13 protein-coding genes and 3 rRNA genes are annotated in these 15,430 nt (G+C 62.0%); 4 read left to right on the top strand and 12 right to left on the bottom strand.

Annotation, left to right across the window (positions count from 1 at the left end; genetic code table 11):
• Positions 1-6 precede the first annotated feature (6 nt).
• The 7 genes from QF050_RS04910 to rpmB all read right to left on the bottom strand — a co-directional run bounded on the left by QF050_RS04910 (position 7) and on the right by rpmB (position 7,909).
• On the bottom strand, positions 7-1,014 hold the full coding sequence (locus tag QF050_RS04910) for a LacI family DNA-binding transcriptional regulator (RefSeq protein ID WP_308929420.1): 1,008 nt from the start codon (positions 1,012-1,014) through the stop codon (positions 7-9).
• A gap of 73 nt (positions 1,015-1,087) precedes the next feature.
• Positions 1,088-1,204 (bottom strand): 5S ribosomal RNA (gene rrf, locus QF050_RS04905).
• A gap of 162 nt (positions 1,205-1,366) precedes the next feature.
• Positions 1,367-4,496, bottom strand: a 23S ribosomal RNA gene (locus QF050_RS04900).
• Between the two features lie 499 nt (positions 4,497-4,995).
• Positions 4,996-6,517 (bottom strand): 16S ribosomal RNA (locus tag QF050_RS04895).
• Together the 16S, 23S and 5S rRNA genes form the textbook arrangement of a ribosomal RNA operon.
• 680 nt (positions 6,518-7,197) lie before the next feature.
• Positions 7,198-7,503: a 30S ribosomal protein S14 gene (gene rpsN / locus QF050_RS04890; protein WP_015938870.1), complete on the bottom strand. Its 306-nt coding sequence runs from the start codon at positions 7,501-7,503 to the stop codon at positions 7,198-7,200.
• 2 nt (positions 7,504-7,505) lie between these two features.
• Positions 7,506-7,673, bottom strand: coding sequence for a 50S ribosomal protein L33 (gene rpmG / locus QF050_RS04885; protein WP_013602737.1), 168 nt, complete (start codon positions 7,671-7,673; stop codon positions 7,506-7,508).
• A complete protein-coding gene (gene rpmB, locus QF050_RS04880) occupies positions 7,673-7,909 on the bottom strand; it encodes a 50S ribosomal protein L28 (RefSeq protein WP_018763944.1) in 237 nt (78 codons plus the stop codon). Before rpmB ends, rpmG begins: the two co-directional genes overlap by 1 nt.
• A gap of 313 nt (positions 7,910-8,222) precedes the next feature.
• Here rpmB and QF050_RS04875 point away from each other — a divergent pair, with 313 nt between their 5' ends.
• Genes QF050_RS04875 through QF050_RS04865 form a run of 3 tightly spaced genes read left to right on the top strand, consistent with a single transcriptional unit; the run spans position 8,223 to position 10,988 of the window.
• A complete protein-coding gene (locus tag QF050_RS04875; protein ID WP_308929419.1) occupies positions 8,223-9,695 on the top strand; it encodes a ferredoxin reductase family protein in 1,473 nt (490 codons plus the stop codon).
• Positions 9,692-10,183: an FMN-binding protein gene (locus QF050_RS04870; RefSeq protein WP_308929418.1), complete on the top strand. Its 492-nt coding sequence runs from the start codon at positions 9,692-9,694 to the stop codon at positions 10,181-10,183. The genes QF050_RS04875 and QF050_RS04870 overlap by 4 nt, the downstream gene beginning before the upstream one ends.
• Positions 10,167-10,988, top strand: a complete 822-nt coding sequence (locus QF050_RS04865; RefSeq protein WP_374121501.1) for an FAD:protein FMN transferase — start codon at positions 10,167-10,169, stop codon at positions 10,986-10,988. The genes QF050_RS04870 and QF050_RS04865 overlap by 17 nt, the downstream gene beginning before the upstream one ends.
• A gap of 22 nt (positions 10,989-11,010) precedes the next feature.
• Here QF050_RS04865 and QF050_RS04860 read toward each other — a convergent pair whose 3' ends face one another.
• Both QF050_RS04860 and QF050_RS04855 read right to left on the bottom strand, forming a co-directional pair.
• Positions 11,011-11,772, bottom strand: a complete 762-nt coding sequence (locus QF050_RS04860; protein WP_308929417.1) for an SGNH/GDSL hydrolase family protein — start codon at positions 11,770-11,772, stop codon at positions 11,011-11,013.
• 44 nt (positions 11,773-11,816) lie between these two features.
• Positions 11,817-12,302, bottom strand: a complete 486-nt coding sequence (locus tag QF050_RS04855) for a MarR family transcriptional regulator (protein WP_308929416.1) — start codon at positions 12,300-12,302, stop codon at positions 11,817-11,819.
• Positions 12,303-12,361: 59 nt separating this feature from the next.
• Between QF050_RS04855 and QF050_RS04850 the strand changes: the two genes are divergently transcribed.
• Positions 12,362-12,667, top strand: coding sequence for a YciI family protein (locus QF050_RS04850; protein ID WP_308929415.1), 306 nt, complete (start codon positions 12,362-12,364; stop codon positions 12,665-12,667).
• Here the strand turns inward: QF050_RS04850 and QF050_RS04845 are convergent.
• From QF050_RS04845 to QF050_RS04835, 3 genes are read right to left on the bottom strand one after another with little or no spacing between them, the layout of a single operon-like run.
• Positions 12,664-13,506: an SGNH/GDSL hydrolase family protein gene (locus QF050_RS04845; protein ID WP_308929414.1), complete on the bottom strand. Its 843-nt coding sequence runs from the start codon at positions 13,504-13,506 to the stop codon at positions 12,664-12,666. The genes QF050_RS04850 and QF050_RS04845 overlap by 4 nt on opposite strands.
• Before the next feature lie 59 nt (positions 13,507-13,565).
• Positions 13,566-14,618, bottom strand: a complete 1,053-nt coding sequence (locus QF050_RS04840; protein WP_308929413.1) for a siderophore-interacting protein — start codon at positions 14,616-14,618, stop codon at positions 13,566-13,568.
• A complete protein-coding gene (locus QF050_RS04835) occupies positions 14,615-15,430 on the bottom strand; it encodes an ABC transporter ATP-binding protein (RefSeq protein WP_308929412.1) in 816 nt (271 codons plus the stop codon). Before QF050_RS04835 ends, QF050_RS04840 begins: the two co-directional genes overlap by 4 nt.

Raw genomic sequence — 15,430 nt, 5'->3', positions numbered from 1 at the left:
TAGGGCTTAGGCGGATTGGCGGAGAATCAGCTGGTGCCGAAGGATCAGGTGAGTCTCGGTGCCGCCTTCCGCGAGCGAGCCTGCGAGGAGGCCTTCCAGGAGGCCGACGGCGGCGCGGCCCACCGCGCGCAGGTCAAGGGCAAGGGTGGTCAACTCCGGCGTGAGCAGCTCTCCGAGCGGTATCCCGTCCATACCGATGACGGCGCAGTCACCAGGGACAGCTATGCCGGACGCCTGCAACGCTTTCAACGCACCGGCGGCCATCAGGTCATTGAAGGCAAGGATCCCATCCACGGGCCGCCCACCCGCGGTCAGGAGGGCCACGGCGGCCTTGGCCGCGGCAACAGAGGGTGCCGCCCGGAACCGGGTGAGCTGTACTCCAGTTTCCTGGGCCACCGCGGCCGCCGCAGCGCTCCGGCTGCCGGCAGGCCCGCCTTGGTCCGAGTCAAGGAAGGCAATGTTCGCGCAGCCCCTGGAGGCGAGGTGGGCGAGGGCCAGCCGCGCCGCGTGGTGGTAGTCGAACGAGATGCCGCCGGCGGTTCCCGCGCCTGGCGAGTCAAGGGCGACGACGGGCCGGCGGCCCATGAGCGCCTGCGCCTCGTCCGCGTGGGGCGCCAGGTAGCCGATCAATGCGTCCACCTGCGGTGCGAGCCTGGCGGCGGCGTCCGCGGCGCTGCCGGTGCCGTGACCGTAATCATCAACCACCACATTCCAGCCGCGCCCGGTAGCCGCCTCAACCACGCTGGACGCAAAGGCCGGGAAGTAGGGGTTGGTCAGGTCCGGGATGGCGAGGCCCACAGAAACCCTGGCTCCCTGGACCAGTCCCTTGGCGAAACGGCTGGGGGTGTAGCCCAGCTCTGCGGCAATCTTTTGGACGCGCTCACGGGTATCGGGGCTGATGCCGGCCATATCGTTCATGGCCCGGGTTACGGTCTGCCGGGAGACTCCGGCGGCTGCGGCGACATCCAGGATGGTGGCCCGCTTGCCGTTCCGGCTTGTGCTTCGGGGGGTCATAGACCGTAAGTCTAGGTGGTTGTTTTAAATGTGGGAGGCCCCAACCGTGTGGTTGGGGCCTCGACCAATGTGTGTCCGGCGGTGTCCTACTCTCCCACACCCTCCCGGGTGCAGTACCATCGGCGCTGTGGGTCTTAGCTTCCGGGTTCGGAATGGGACCGGGCGTTTCCCCCACGCTATGACCGCCGTAACCCTTGTACCCGTCACCAACCCCTGGGGTGGTGTGGGAAAACTGTGGTTACAACATTGTGGTGTTGTTATTCAGTTGTGTTTGGTTCCTGGACCATGAAACCCCGGGTGGGGGTTGTTGGTTGGGAACCACATAGTGGACGCAAGCAGAATGTTTTTCTGTGTGGTGTAAGTTGTTGGCCTATTAGTACCGGTCAGCTTCACGAGTCGTTAGTCCTCGCTTCCACATCCGGCCTATCAACCCAGTGGTCTGGCTGGGGGCCTCTCACACCCGAGGGTGTATGGAAATCTCATCTCGAAGCGAGCTTCCCGCTTAGATGCTTTCAGCGGTTATCCCATCCGAACGTAGCTAATCAGCGGTGCACTTGGCAGTACAACTGACACACCAGAGGTTCGTCCGTCCCGGTCCTCTCGTACTAAGGACAGCCCTTCTCAAATTTCCTGCGCGCGCAGCGGATAGGGACCGAACTGTCTCACGACGTTCTAAACCCAGCTCGCGTACCGCTTTAATGGGCGAACAGCCCAACCCTTGGGACCTACTCCAGCCCCAGGATGCGACGAGCCGACATCGAGGTGCCAAACCATGCCGTCGATATGGACTCTTGGGCAAGATCAGCCTGTTATCCCCGAGGTACCTTTTATCCGTTGAGCGACGGCCATTCCACAATGTACCGCCGGATCACTAGTCCCGACTTTCGTCCCTGCTCGAGATGTCTCTCTCACAGTCAAGCTCCCTTGTGCACTTACACTCGACACCTGATTGCCAACCAGGCTGAGGGAACCTTTGGGCGCCTCCGTTACTTTTTAGGAGGCAACCGCCCCAGTTAAACTACCCATCAGGCACTGTCCCTGACCCGGATTACGGGCCGAAGTTAGATGTCCAAAGTGACCAGAGTGGTATTTCAACGATGACTCCACCCGAACTGGCGTCCGGGCTTCAACGTCTCCCACCTATCCTACACAAGCCACTCCGAACACCAATACCAAACTATAGTAAAGGTCTCGGGGTCTTTCCGTCCTGCTGCGCGTAACGAGCATCTTTACTCGTACTGCAATTTCGCCGAGTTTATGGTTGAGACAGCGGGGAAGTCGTTACTCCATTCGTGCAGGTCGGAACTTACCCGACAAGGAATTTCGCTACCTTAGGATGGTTATAGTTACCACCGCCGTTTACTGGGGCTTAAATTCTCAGCTTCGCCTTGCGGCTAACCGGTCCTCTTAACCTTCCAGCACCGGGCAGGAGTCAGTCCGTATACATCGTCTTGCGACTTCGCACGGACCTGTGTTTTTAGTAAACAGTCGCTTCCCCCTGGTCTCTGCGGCCCCGATCCCCTCCCGGTCGCTAGTACCGTTCAAGGTTGGGGCCCCCCTTCTCCCGAAGTTACGGGGGCATTTTGCCGAGTTCCTTAACCATAATTCTCTCGATCGCCTTAGTATTCTCTACCTGATCACCTGTGTCGGTTTGGGGTACGGGCGGCTAAAACCTCGCGTCGATGCTTTTCTCGGCAGCATAGGATCACCAAATCCCCCCAAACGGGGGTCCCATCAGATCTCAGGCACCATGAGTGGCGGATTTGCCTACCACTCGCCCTACATCCTTAGACCGGGACAACCATCGCCCGGCTCGGCTACCTTCCTGCGTCACACCTGTTAATACGCTTGCCTCCCAGGATCAGGTCCCGCGCTCCACCAAAACCCTCCACCCACAAGGGGTGTCAGGCAGGTCTCGGGCGGTTAGTATCCCCTGTTCAACATGGACGGTTTTTTCGCCGGTACGGGAATATCAACCCGTTGTCCATCGACTACGCCTGTCGGCCTCGCCTTAGGTCCCGACTTACCCAGGGCAGATTAGCTTGACCCTGGAACCCTTGATCATTCGGCGGACGGGTTTCTCACCCGTCTTTCGCTACTCATGCCTGCATTCTCACTCGTGTAGGCTCCACCACTGGTTTACACCGCGACTTCACCGCCCACACGACGCTCCCCTACCCATCCAAACACCTGAACCACGAAGGCTTAGTACATGTCTGAATGCCACAACTTCGGCGGTGTACTTGAGCCCCGCTACATTGTCGGCGCGGAATCACTTGACCAGTGAGCTATTACGCACTCTTTTAAGGGTGGCTGCTTCTAAGCCAACCTCCTGGTTGTCTTCGCAACTCCACATCCTTTCCCACTTAGCACACGCTTAGGGGCCTTAGTTGGTGGTCTGGGCTGTTTCCCTCTCGACTATGAAGCTTATCCCCCACAGTCTCACTGCTGCGCTCTCACTTACCGGCATTCGGAGTTTGGCTGACGTCAGTAACCTTGTAGGGCCCATTAGCCATCCAGTAGCTCTACCTCCAGCAAGAAACACGCAACGCTGCACCTAAATGCATTTCGGGGAGAACCAGCTATCACGAAGTTTGATTGGCCTTTCACCCCTACCCACAGCTCATCCCCTCCATTTTCAACTGAAGTGGGTTCGGTCCTCCACGACGTCTTACCGTCGCTTCAACCTGGCCATGGGTAGATCACTTCGCTTCGGGTCTAGATCACGCCACTGCAACGCCCTATTCAGACTCGCTTTCGCTACGGCTGCCCCACACGGGTTAACCTCGCGACGTAACACTAACTCGCAGGCTCATTCTTCAAAAGGCACGCCGTCACCAGAATCAGACTGGCTCCGACGGATTGTAAGCACACGGTTTCAGGTACTGTTTCACTCCCCTCCCGGGGTACTTTTCACCTTTCCCTCACGGTACTGGTCCGCTATCGGTCATTAGGGAGTATTTAGGCTTATCAGGTGGTCCTGACAGATTCGCACGGGATTTCTCGGGCCCCGTACTACTTGGGATACTCTCACAGGCGGCACAAACACATTACGGTTACGGGACTAACACCCTCTCTGGCCGGCCTTTCAAAACCGTTCACCTATGCGCGCACATCACACCCCACCAGCCCGGCAGAACTGGTATGGAAAGTCCCACAACCCCGACCATGCAACGCCCGCCGGCTATCACACATGGAACGGTTTAGCCTGATCCGCGTTCGCTCGCCACTACTAACGGAATCACTATTGTTTTCTCTTCCTGCGGGTACTGAGATGTTTCACTTCCCCGCGTTCCCCCCACGCACCCTATGTGTTCAGGTACGGGTCACCAAGTCACTCGCGCGCTTGGCGGGGTTTCCCCATTCGGACACCCTGGGATCACAGTCCGGTTATCGACTCCCCCAGGCTTATCGCAGATTCCTACGTCCTTCTTCGGCTCCTAATGCCAAGGCATCCACCGTGTGCTCTTAAAAACTTGACCACAAAGATCAAAAAAAATTTCTCGAGAGAACCATGAAAACCGTCCACACCCAAAGATGCGGCCAGATCCAGGTTCATATTCTTGGAAATTGCTTCTTATACAAGATGCTCGCGTCCACTATGTAGTTCTCAAACAACAACCCCAAACCACACACCCCACACACAAGCCCACAACAAAGGAGCCACCATGCATGATCGGTGCAGCCAGGAAACCAGAAACAAAGTCCCACCAACAACCCCCACCAAAGGAGGCCGCCAATGGTCCTGTTGCCTCAGGACCCAACAGTGTGCCAAACACTAAACCGCGCCATCCCCCACCCACCGTTCCAGAACCATCACTGGCTCGTACTAGAGAAGAAGAAAACACCACGGCCGCTATTCGTTGATATTCCACCCTTGAGCACCCGCCACGAAACACTCGTCCGTGAAACGGGCCTTTACTCCTGACAACCCCCACCACCAACATGCGTCAGCAGCAGAACATTGTAGGTGCTCCTTAGAAAGGAGGTGATCCAGCCGCACCTTCCGGTACGGCTACCTTGTTACGACTTAGTCCCAATCGCCAGTCCCACCTTCGACAGCTCCCTCCCACAAGGGGTTAGGCCACCGGCTTCGGGTGTTACCAACTTTCGTGACTTGACGGGCGGTGTGTACAAGGCCCGGGAACGTATTCACCGCAGCGTTGCTGATCTGCGATTACTAGCGACTCCGACTTCATGGGGTCGAGTTGCAGACCCCAATCCGAACTGAGACCGGCTTTTTGGGATTAGCTCCACCTCACAGTATCGCAACCCTTTGTACCGGCCATTGTAGCATGCGTGAAGCCCAAGACATAAGGGGCATGATGATTTGACGTCGTCCCCACCTTCCTCCGAGTTGACCCCGGCAGTCTCCTATGAGTCCCCACCATCACGTGCTGGCAACATAGAACGAGGGTTGCGCTCGTTGCGGGACTTAACCCAACATCTCACGACACGAGCTGACGACAACCATGCACCACCTGTAAACCGACCGCAAGCGGGGCACCTGTTTCCAGGCGTTTCCGGTTCATGTCAAGCCTTGGTAAGGTTCTTCGCGTTGCATCGAATTAATCCGCATGCTCCGCCGCTTGTGCGGGCCCCCGTCAATTCCTTTGAGTTTTAGCCTTGCGGCCGTACTCCCCAGGCGGGGCACTTAATGCGTTAGCTACGGCGCGGAAAACGTGGAATGTCCCCCACACCTAGTGCCCAACGTTTACGGCATGGACTACCAGGGTATCTAATCCTGTTCGCTCCCCATGCTTTCGCTCCTCAGCGTCAGTTAATGCCCAGAGACCTGCCTTCGCCATCGGTGTTCCTCCTGATATCTGCGCATTTCACCGCTACACCAGGAATTCCAGTCTCCCCTACATCACTCTAGTCTGCCCGTACCCACCGCAGATCCGGAGTTGAGCCCCGGACTTTCACGGCAGACGCGACAAACCGCCTACGAGCTCTTTACGCCCAATAATTCCGGATAACGCTTGCGCCCTACGTATTACCGCGGCTGCTGGCACGTAGTTAGCCGGCGCTTCTTCTGCAGGTACCGTCACTTTCGCTTCTTCCCTACTGAAAGAGGTTTACAACCCGAAGGCCGTCATCCCTCACGCGGCGTCGCTGCATCAGGCTTGCGCCCATTGTGCAATATTCCCCACTGCTGCCTCCCGTAGGAGTCTGGGCCGTGTCTCAGTCCCAGTGTGGCCGGTCACCCTCTCAGGCCGGCTACCCGTCGTCGCCTTGGTAGGCCATTACCCCACCAACAAGCTGATAGGCCGCGAGTCCATCCAAAACCACAAAAGCTTTCCACCAACCACCATGCGATGGAAGGTCATATCCGGTATTAGACCCAGTTTCCCAGGCTTATCCCAGAGTCAAGGGCAGGTTACTCACGTGTTACTCACCCGTTCGCCACTAATCCAGGAGCAAGCTCCCTTCATCGTTCGACTTGCATGTGTTAAGCACGCCGCCAGCGTTCATCCTGAGCCAGGATCAAACTCTCCGTTGAAGTAAAACAGACACAACCACGACCACCGGAAATAACGGCAACCACGACTGCACAAAATTTGAAACCAGCTGTAAAAACCATGCCACCACGGGGTGGCGACACAGCCAAAACAACCAATCAATAAAACAATTGGTATCAACAAACTTGGCACACTATTGAGTTCTCAAACAACAGACACACCCAGCACCACCACAACCCACCAAGGGCCGCAGATCGCTCCGGAGCAACTTTCCAAACTTACCTGATCTTCGACTCCGACGCAAATCCTTATTCCAGGATTTCCATCAGCGGGAAGATCTCCCCTACCAATTTCCAGCGCCCTAAAGAGCTACCAGATTTTAGTCTGTATTTTGGGGGTTTGGCCGCCCGCGGTTACCAGCTCTTGGCTGTCTCCCCCGCGGCGACCTAGAAAACAATACACGCAGTCGGGACCGACCGCAAACCCGTCACCGCAGGGCATGAAAACCCCGGGATTCCGGGGTAACAGCGGGCAGAAAGGGACCGAACTGCCTTGGCGCCGCAGTAAGCGGTCAGTGTGGGCTGCCGCACAGATTTCGACAAGCTCAATCACCAGGGCGAAAAGCTCAGCCCCGGAAAAGGCGGGGTGGCTTAAACGCAGAAGGGCCGGCAACCGTGAGGTTGCCGGCCCTTCTCAAGCAGCTGGTATCAGCGTGGCTGGATTACCAGGAAGACTTGGTGATGCCCGGGAGCTCACCGCGGTGAGCCATGTCGCGGAAGCGAACACGGGAGATGCCGAACTTCTGGAAGGTACCGCGGGGGCGGCCGTCGATGATGTCGCGGTTACGCAGACGGATCGGGGACGCGTTGCGGGGCAGCTTCTGCAAGCCCAGGCGGGCTGCTTCGCGTGCTTCGTCGGTTGCGTTCTCGTCAACCAGGGTCTTCTTCAGCTCGAGGCGCTTGGCAGCGTAACGCTCAACGATGACCTTGCGCTGCTCGTTGCGAGCAATCTTGGACTTCTTAGCCATGTTTAGCGCTCCTCTCGGAATTCGACGTGCTGGCGGATCTTGGGGTCGTACTTCTTCAGGACCATGCGGTCCGGATCGTTACGACGGTTCTTGCGGGTTACGTAGGTGTAACCGGTGCCCGCGGTCGACTTGAGCTTGATGATCGGACGTACGTCCTTGTCCTTAGCCACTAGAGCTTCACCCCACGAGCAAGAATGTCGGCGACGACTGCGTCGATGCCGCGCACGTCGATGGTCTTGATGCCACGTGCAGAGACCTGCAGCGTGACGTTACGGCGCAGGGACGGAACCCAGTAGCGCTTCTTCTGAATGTTCGGATCGAACCGGCGCTTGTTGCGGCGGTGCGAGTGCGAAATGCTGTGCCCAAAGCCCGGCTCGGCCCCGGTCACTTGGCAGTGTGCTGCCATGACTTCTCCTCAAGAATTGAAAGTAATGATCCGCATATCTTCTGCTGGACCATGCTGCTAAGGGCGACCCAAAATAAGGAAGGGCAACGGTTAGTCACGCAACTTGAGCCCCTAACTACCGGTCACCCGAAAATTACAGGGGCAACCGGAGCAATTGCGCACGCTCCGCGCACTTAGCGCCTACCAAGTCTACGAGTTGACGCAATTAAAGACCAATCGGGTGTATAAGGGCAGCCGCAGGAACGAAAGGTCACAGCTGCCGGTTGCCCCTTTTCACAGCAGGGACATAGCTTCCCAAAGCAATCTTGGAGGCATGAACACGCAGCTCCTGCCGACAACACCGGCCGCAAGCAGCTCCGGCCGTCCGGGGCGTCCTTCCCAGTCCACCACGAGGCCCGTCCGCGGCTGGTTCACCCGCCAGCACAGGCAGCGCATGTTGCGAACGGACCTCCTGACCGTCATTGCCTGGGCATCCGTTGCCGCGGCAATCGCGCTGTGGCTGGAGGACGGCGGGGCTTCGAACATCACCTCGCCCGCCGGGTTGTTCACCGCAGGCGGGATCGTCGCCGGACTGGCGGGCATGGACCTGGTCCTGCTCATGTTGCTCCTGGCGGCAAGGATCCCGTTTATTGACCGGACCATCGGCCATGACCGCGCCTTGGAGTTCCACGGCAAGCTGGGCAAACCCTCCCTTTATCTGCTCCTGGCCCACGGCGTGCTGATCGCCATCGGGTATGGCATGGCGGAGGGGCTTGATCCCATCACCGAGTCCATCAACTTGTGGGTGCAGGTGCCCGATATGTGGCTGGCCTTCGTGTCCATGGCACTGTTTATCGCCGTCGTGGTGACGTCCCTGGTGGCCGTACGTCGCCGCTTTCCCTACGAGTTCTGGTACGTGGTGCACCTCCTGACGTACGCCGCCGTCGCCACCTCAATCCCGCACCAGTTCAGCGTCGGCGGGTTGTTCGCCGCAGGTACCTGGCAGCGCTGGTACTGGCTGGCCATCTGCATCTCCACCGGCACCGCCCTGGTGTACTTCCGCATCCTGGAACCGGTGCTGGCCACCCTCAGGCACCGGCTCACCGTGGCCCGGGTTGAGGCCGTGGCGCCAGGCGTGGTGAACATCGTCATGCGGGGCCGGCAGCTGGACCAGCTGGCAGGGACCGGCGGGCGCTTCTTCATCTGGCGGTTCCTGGCCCCGGGAATGTGGTGGCACCCGCACCCGTTCAGCCTGTCCGCCGAGCCGGTCTTCAATGGTCCTGACGGCCAGGGGACCATGCGGATCACCGTCCGCAACCTCGGCGACGGATCAGGCCGCCTCCTCCGGCTGCGGAAAGGTACCAAAGTGGCGCTGGAGGGACCGTATGGCCTGCTCAGCACCGCCGCCCGCACCAAGAACAAAGTGGTCATGATCGGGGCCGGCATCGGCATCACTCCGCTGCGGGCGTTGCTGGAAACCACGCCGTTCGGACCCGGTGAGGCCAGCGTCCTGCTGCGTGGCCATACGGAGCGGGAGCTCTACCTCGGCAGCGAAATCCTGGAGCTCTGCCAGGAACGCGGCGCCAGGCTCTTCCACCTCACCGGGCGGCGGTCCCATGGCCGCTCCACATGGCTCCCTGAGGACGCCGTGCACAACGGCTACAGCCTCACCTCCTACGTCCCGGACATTGCGGACGCCGACGTCTACGTCTGCGGCCCGGCACACTGGGCAGCCAACGTCATAGCGGATGCCGCGAACGCCGGCGTCCCCGAGGACCAGATCCATCACGAAAGGTTTGACTGGTGAAAATACGCGGAATAGCCGCTGCCGCCTTCGCCTCCGCCGGGATTCTCCTGGCGGGCTGGCAGGCAGGCACGCAGGTATCGGGCATCAGCACCGTTGCAACGGGCACGACGGCGGCAGGCACCACGGGTGCCACCGGCACCGGCTCATCCGGGGCGGGTTCCTCCGGCGCAACAGGCTCCTCCAGCACTTCCGGGTCCTCGGGTTCAACCGCCTCCGGTATCTACAAGGGAACCGCCGTCCAGACCAGGTTCGGTCCCGTGCAGGTCCAGATCACGGTGGCGAACGGCAAGATCACGGACGTCACTGCCCTCCAGCTGACCAACACCGACGGCAAGTCGATCCAGATCAGCAACCGTGCGGCACCCCTGCTCCGCAGCGAGGCGCTGGCTGCCCAGTCGGCCAGCATCAAGACCATCAGCGGCGCCACCGTCACCAGCAGCGCCTACGTCACCTCACTCCAGGCAGCCATCGATGCAGCGCACCTCTAGCCCCGTGCCGGCGGAAACGGACACCCCGGCCCTGAAAGCCCGCACCTTTGAGTGCATGGGTACCGTCATCAGCCTGACCATGCCCGTCGGCATCGCCGCGGAAGGGCAGCCACGGCTTGACGAGCTCGCGGCCGCCACCGCCGTCGTCGAACGCCTCTTCCGGGACCTCGACGAAACCTTCAGCCTGTACCGCCCCGATTCCGAGGCGAGCCGGCTGGCCCGCGGCGAACTGACGCTGCGGACCGCCTCGGTCCGAATGCGGGAACGGTACGCCGAGGCGCATGAATGGCGGCTGCGCACGGAAGGCGCCTTCACTCCCGAGCGGCCGGACGGCGTCCTGGACCTTTCCGGCATCATCAAGGGCCACGCGATCCGCGAGGCCGGAACCACCCTCCTGGCGTTGGGCCGCCGCGACTGGTGCCTCAACGCGGGCGGGGACGTGCTGGTCAGCGGCTCGCCCCGGCCCGGCAGCTCCGAACCGTGGAAGACCGGCATCGTGGATCCGGCGGACCGGCAGACCCTCATCACCGGGTACGCGCTTGGAGCGGGTGGGCCGCACAGTGCGGTTGCAACCTCCGGCTCGGCGGAGCGGGGCGAGCACATCTGGCGGGTGGGCGGGGGCGCCGGGTTTGTCCAGGTCAGCGTGGCTGCGGCGGACATCGTCACCGCGGATGTGCTGGCCACGGCCATTATCTCCGGCGGAACGCCAGTGCTGAACCTGGCCACAGACAACTGGGACGTTGCCGTCCTGGCGATCCGCCCCGACGGCTCCATGCTGGCGACTCCGGCTTTCCAGTCCGCCTGAGCCGGCGGCCGGAAGCGGTCCGCTACAGGCGCGTCAGCTGCGGATATTTGGGCCGAAGATTGTCCCCGGACGACTTGCCGGTAACGCGGCGCACCACCCACGGTGCCGCATACTCCCGGAACCATTGGGCATTGGCGCGGAGCGCATCCCTGCCGCTGAGATCAGGGACCGGCGTCATGGGCGGGATATCGATGGAGTGGTCATATTTGAGGACCTCGAGCACACGCTTGGCCATGTTGGCGTGGCCCGCAGCGGACATGTGCATCCGGTCGTGGGCCCACATGCCCCAGTCGTAGTACTCGCTGAAGCGCCAGTAATCCACCAGCAGCGCACCGTGGTCCCCCGCAATGCCGCGGACCAGCTCGTTGTAGATTGCGGTCCGGCCGCGCATGGTGCCGAAAACCTTGGAACCCCGGGCGTCGAAACCGGTGAACATCACCACGGTGGCTCCGGTGGCAGCCAGCCTGCCGACGGCGTCGTTGTACTCCACCAGCAGTTCGTCGATGTCTACCCGCGGGCGAAGGATGTCATTGGCGCCCGCATAGATGCTCACCAGTGTGGGCTTGAGTTCGACGGCGGCATCCACCTGCTCGGCGAGGATCTGGCGGAGCTTCCTGCCGCGGATGGCGAGGTTGGCGTAACCGAAGCCGGGATCGGCGGCGCAGAGTTGTTCAGCCACGCGGTCGGCCCAGCCGCGGACACCGTTGGGGCGTGCGGGGTCGTCGTCGCCAACGCCTTCAGTAAAAGAATCGCCCAGGGCCACGAACCGGGAAGTGAAATCCATGCGGTAAGTTTGCCACCCGTTGCCGGAAGCAACCAATTGGCGGGTCAGCCCTTGGTTTCGCGCAGGATCCAGTGGTCCGTGTCCAGTCGCCCAACGACTTTTTCGCCGATCCGCGCCAGGTCCAGGACGTCCTGTTCGGTCAGGGCATCGAGGAAGAGGTCACGGACGTCCTCGACGTGGCGGGGCGCCAGGCCAACGATCGTGGCCATGCCTTCCTCGGTGAGGTGGGCGGTGGTCACCCTTGCGTCATGGGGGTGCGGCCGGCGTTCCACCCAGCCACGCTTCTGCAGCTTCGTCACCACGTGGGAGAGGCGGGACAGGGAGGCGCTGCTGCGGGCGGCAAGCTCACTCATGGGCAGGAACCGGTCTTCGGCTTCGGAGAGCATGGCCAGCACGGTGTAATCGAAGAGGGACAGTTTCCCCGCGGTGTGCAGCCTGGTGTCAAGGGCCGCAGGCAGCAGGGTGTTGATGCTCACCAGCGCCAGCCAGGCACGGCGTTCGTCTGCGTTGAGCCATCGGGGTTCCGTCATGAACCCATTCTACGATTGATCTTTCAAGTAGCTTGTTGAGGCGCCGGTAGGCTTGGCGCATGTATGTTGTCTCCCTCACCTACCGCGTGCCCCAGGAGATCGTCGACTTCCACAACGAGGCCCACATGGCCTGGCTGCAGAAGGCGTTCGACGACGGTGTGTTCATCGCCGCGGGCCGCAAGATTCCCCGCACGGGCGGATTGTTGTTGTCGCAGGCCGAGCGCGCCACCCTCGACGCCAGCCTGGCGCTTGACCCGTTCTACTCCAACGGGGTGGCCGATTTCGAGGTGCTGGAGTTCCACGCCGGCCGTGTGGCGCCAGGGTATGAAAACCTGCTGGACAGCCCGCCCGCAGAAACCAGCTAAGGCGCGGCGCCGCCGTCGGGCGTTTCCGACGTAAGCTTCTTCAAACCCTTGCGCGGCACCTTCACCGGCTCGGGCCAGCGCGGGGTGAGCGTGTCCCCCAGCGTGACGCCGCGGAGTTTGCGGCCGAACAGCGGCAGGACCCAATCGTGGACCCAGCGCCGCTGCTGCTGCTCCCATTCGCGCAGGCTCAGCCGGACCGGCGGTTCCCAGTCCTTGCGCTTGATTTTGTGCGGCACGCCCAACTGGTCCAGCACCTGCCCGGCGAGGTATTTGTGCCCGGCCTTGGACATGTGGAGCCGGTCCGAGTCCCACATCCGGCGGTCATGGAAAGCGTCCAGGCACCAGTAATCCACCAGCAGGGCACCGTGCTTCGCCGCGATGTCCCGCACCCGCTGGTTGTAGTAGGTGTTGCGCTTCTTCAGTGGCTCCAGCAACGCCGAAACCTTGACGTCGAACCCGGTAAACAGGACCACCGTGGCCCCGGTGCCGGCCAGTTTGGCGACGAATTGGTCGTAGTCCACCATCAGCGCCACCATGTCCGTCTTCAGGTCCAGGAGGTCGTTGCCGCCGGCGTAGAGCGTGATCAACGTGGGCCGCATCCGAAGCGCTGGTTCCAGCTGCTCGTCGATGATGTGACGCAGCCGTTTGCTCCTGATGGCCAGGTTGGCGTACTTCCAGCCGGGCTGCGCCTTGGCCAGTTTCTCGGCCACCCGGTCGGCCCACCCGCGGACCCCGTTCGGCAGCCGCTCGTCCCGGTCCCCCACCCCTTCGGTGAAGGAGTCCCCAAGGGCAACAAAAACCCGCCGCCCCAAGTCAGGAAGCAAGGATTCAGGCACCACCGACCCAACGTACCGGGGCAAGGAAAAGCCCGGACGACGCCGGGGTGAACAGTGAGTGTCTACCCCTCGGCTTTGCCCTGCCGCCAGTACCCCATGAAGGCCACCTGTTTCCGGTCAATGCCCACCTCGCGGACAAGGTACCGGCGCAGGTCCCGGATGACTGCCGCTTCACCGGCGATCCAGGCGTAGAAGGGCATGGCGCCGACGGGTCGATGCGGATTCCTGGAGGCGGCGATACCGGCTGTTTCCATCCGGGCCGGCGTTTCCCAAAGGATGTCCACGTCAACGTTGACGTCTTCCGGCTCCGGCCCGGCGCCGCCGTCGTCCGCTGTGATGCCTACCCAGCCCGGCACGGGGACGGCCTTGCGCACGGCCTCCTGCAGCAACTGGCCGTGCAGCCTGGACCTGCCGATGGCGGCACCCCGGGCCAGCCAGGTGATCTCGATGTCCGCCGGCGAGCTGAGCTCCAGGAAGTCCGCAGCCTGCTGAACTTCCAGGAAAGCGTGACCGCTCATGTACGGCGGAAGGGTTTCCAGGATCGCCGAGATGGCAGGGACGGCGGTTTCGTCGCCGGCGAGCAGGATGCGCTGAGCCAGCCCGGGCCGCCATTCGATGCCGGAATAGGTCTCCGCGGTGACGCAGTGCGCGGCGCGGTTGTTGGGCCCGATGATGGTAAGGGCGTCGCCCGGTTTGGCGTTCACGGCCCAGTTCGCGGCCGGCCCGGAGGCTTCCTGCGGCTGCCCGCGGTGATCGCCGTGCAGGGCGAAGTCAACTTCGATCTCCGGGTACACCGCGTCCAGCCGGGCCTCCCGGACCGTGTAGGTGCGCATGGCGCCGCGGACGTCCGGGTCCATGGCCAGCCAATCCCGGTACCAGCCCGCCTGGCTGGTGTTGAACGCCGGAAGCGGCAGTTCCGCTCCGTCGGCGGCAACGGAGGGAATCAGCAGTTTGATCCGGAGGTCAAGCGTGTCCCCGTGGACGCCGAAACCTCGCAGCGAGTACCCGCCGAAGGTGATCCTGCGGAAGTTGGGGCTGAGTTCGCGGACCGAGGTGACACTGACGTCGAAGGCCACGCTCATCGGCTGGGTGGCGGCGGTTTCGCGGGTCTTCATGAGACGGGCTCCAGTTCGTTGGCTGTGGCGTGGTGGCGGCCGATGGGAATGATGAGCGGGGTACCGGAGACGGGATCCGGGATGACGCGGCTCTCCAGGCCGAAGACATCGCGGACCAGGCCTTCGGTCACCACGTCGCCGGGGGCGCCCGCGGCCGTTACGGCGCCGCCCTTCATGGCGATGACGTGGTCCGCGTAGCGCGCGGCGAGATTGAGATCGTGCAGGACGATGGCCACGGTGGTGCCGCGCGTCCGGTTCAGGTCCGTCACGAGGTCCAAAACCTCCACCTGGTGGGCAAGGTCAAGGTACGTGGTGGGTTCGTCCAACAGCAGCACGTCCGTTTCCTGCGCCAGCGCCATGGCGATCCAGGCCCGCTGCCGCTGGCCGCCGGACAGCTCATCCACCTCACGGCCGGCGAGTTCCAGCGTCCCGGTGGCTTGCAGCGCGCGCTGCACGGCGGCGTCGTCTTTTTCGCTCCAGCTCCGGAAGAAGCCTTGGTGCGGGTAGCGGCCGCGGCCCACCAGGTCCCGGACCGTGATTCCGTCCGGGGCGGCGGGATGCTGGGGAAGCAGGCCAAGGGTGCGGGCCAATTCCCGGGCCGGCCGTGCGTGGATGTCCTTGCCGTCCAGGGTCACGGCTCCGGACGCGGGTTTGAGGAGCCGGGACAGGCCGCGCAGCAGGGTGGACTTTCCGCAGGCGTTCGCACCGACGATCATGGTCACCTTGCCTTCGGGAATCCGGATGCTGAGCCGGTCCACCACGCAGCGTTGGTCGTATTTCAGCGTCAGGTCCTGGGCGTTCAGAACGGGCAC

The organism is Arthrobacter sp. SLBN-112 (assembly GCF_030944625.1).
In the GTDB taxonomy this organism is placed as follows: Bacteria; Actinomycetota; Actinomycetes; order Actinomycetales; family Micrococcaceae; genus Arthrobacter.
This window is presented reverse-complemented; position numbering and strand designations above follow the sequence as displayed.

What these genes read in the sequence shown, in the direction of transcription:
- QF050_RS04865 (WP_374121501.1), top strand. Translation starts at nt 10,167, where the DNA reads ATGCAGCGCACCTCTAGCCCCGTGCCGGCGGAAACGGACACCCCGGCC.
- rpmB (WP_018763944.1), bottom strand. Translation starts at nt 7,909, where the DNA reads ATGGCAGCACACTGCCAAGTGACCGGGGCCGAGCCGGGCTTTGGGCAC.
- QF050_RS04840 (WP_308929413.1), bottom strand. Translation starts at nt 14,618, where the DNA reads ATGAAGACCCGCGAAACCGCCGCCACCCAGCCGATGAGCGTGGCCTTC.
- QF050_RS04860 (WP_308929417.1), bottom strand. Translation starts at nt 11,772, where the DNA reads ATGGATTTCACTTCCCGGTTCGTGGCCCTGGGCGATTCTTTTACTGAA.
- QF050_RS04850 (WP_308929415.1), top strand. Translation starts at nt 12,362, where the DNA reads ATGTATGTTGTCTCCCTCACCTACCGCGTGCCCCAGGAGATCGTCGAC.
- QF050_RS04855 (WP_308929416.1), bottom strand. Translation starts at nt 12,302, where the DNA reads ATGACGGAACCCCGATGGCTCAACGCAGACGAACGCCGTGCCTGGCTG.
- rpsN (WP_015938870.1), bottom strand. Translation starts at nt 7,503, where the DNA reads ATGGCTAAGAAGTCCAAGATTGCTCGCAACGAGCAGCGCAAGGTCATC.
- QF050_RS04910 (WP_308929420.1), bottom strand. Translation starts at nt 1,014, where the DNA reads ATGACCCCCCGAAGCACAAGCCGGAACGGCAAGCGGGCCACCATCCTG.
- QF050_RS04875 (WP_308929419.1), top strand. Translation starts at nt 8,223, where the DNA reads ATGAACACGCAGCTCCTGCCGACAACACCGGCCGCAAGCAGCTCCGGC.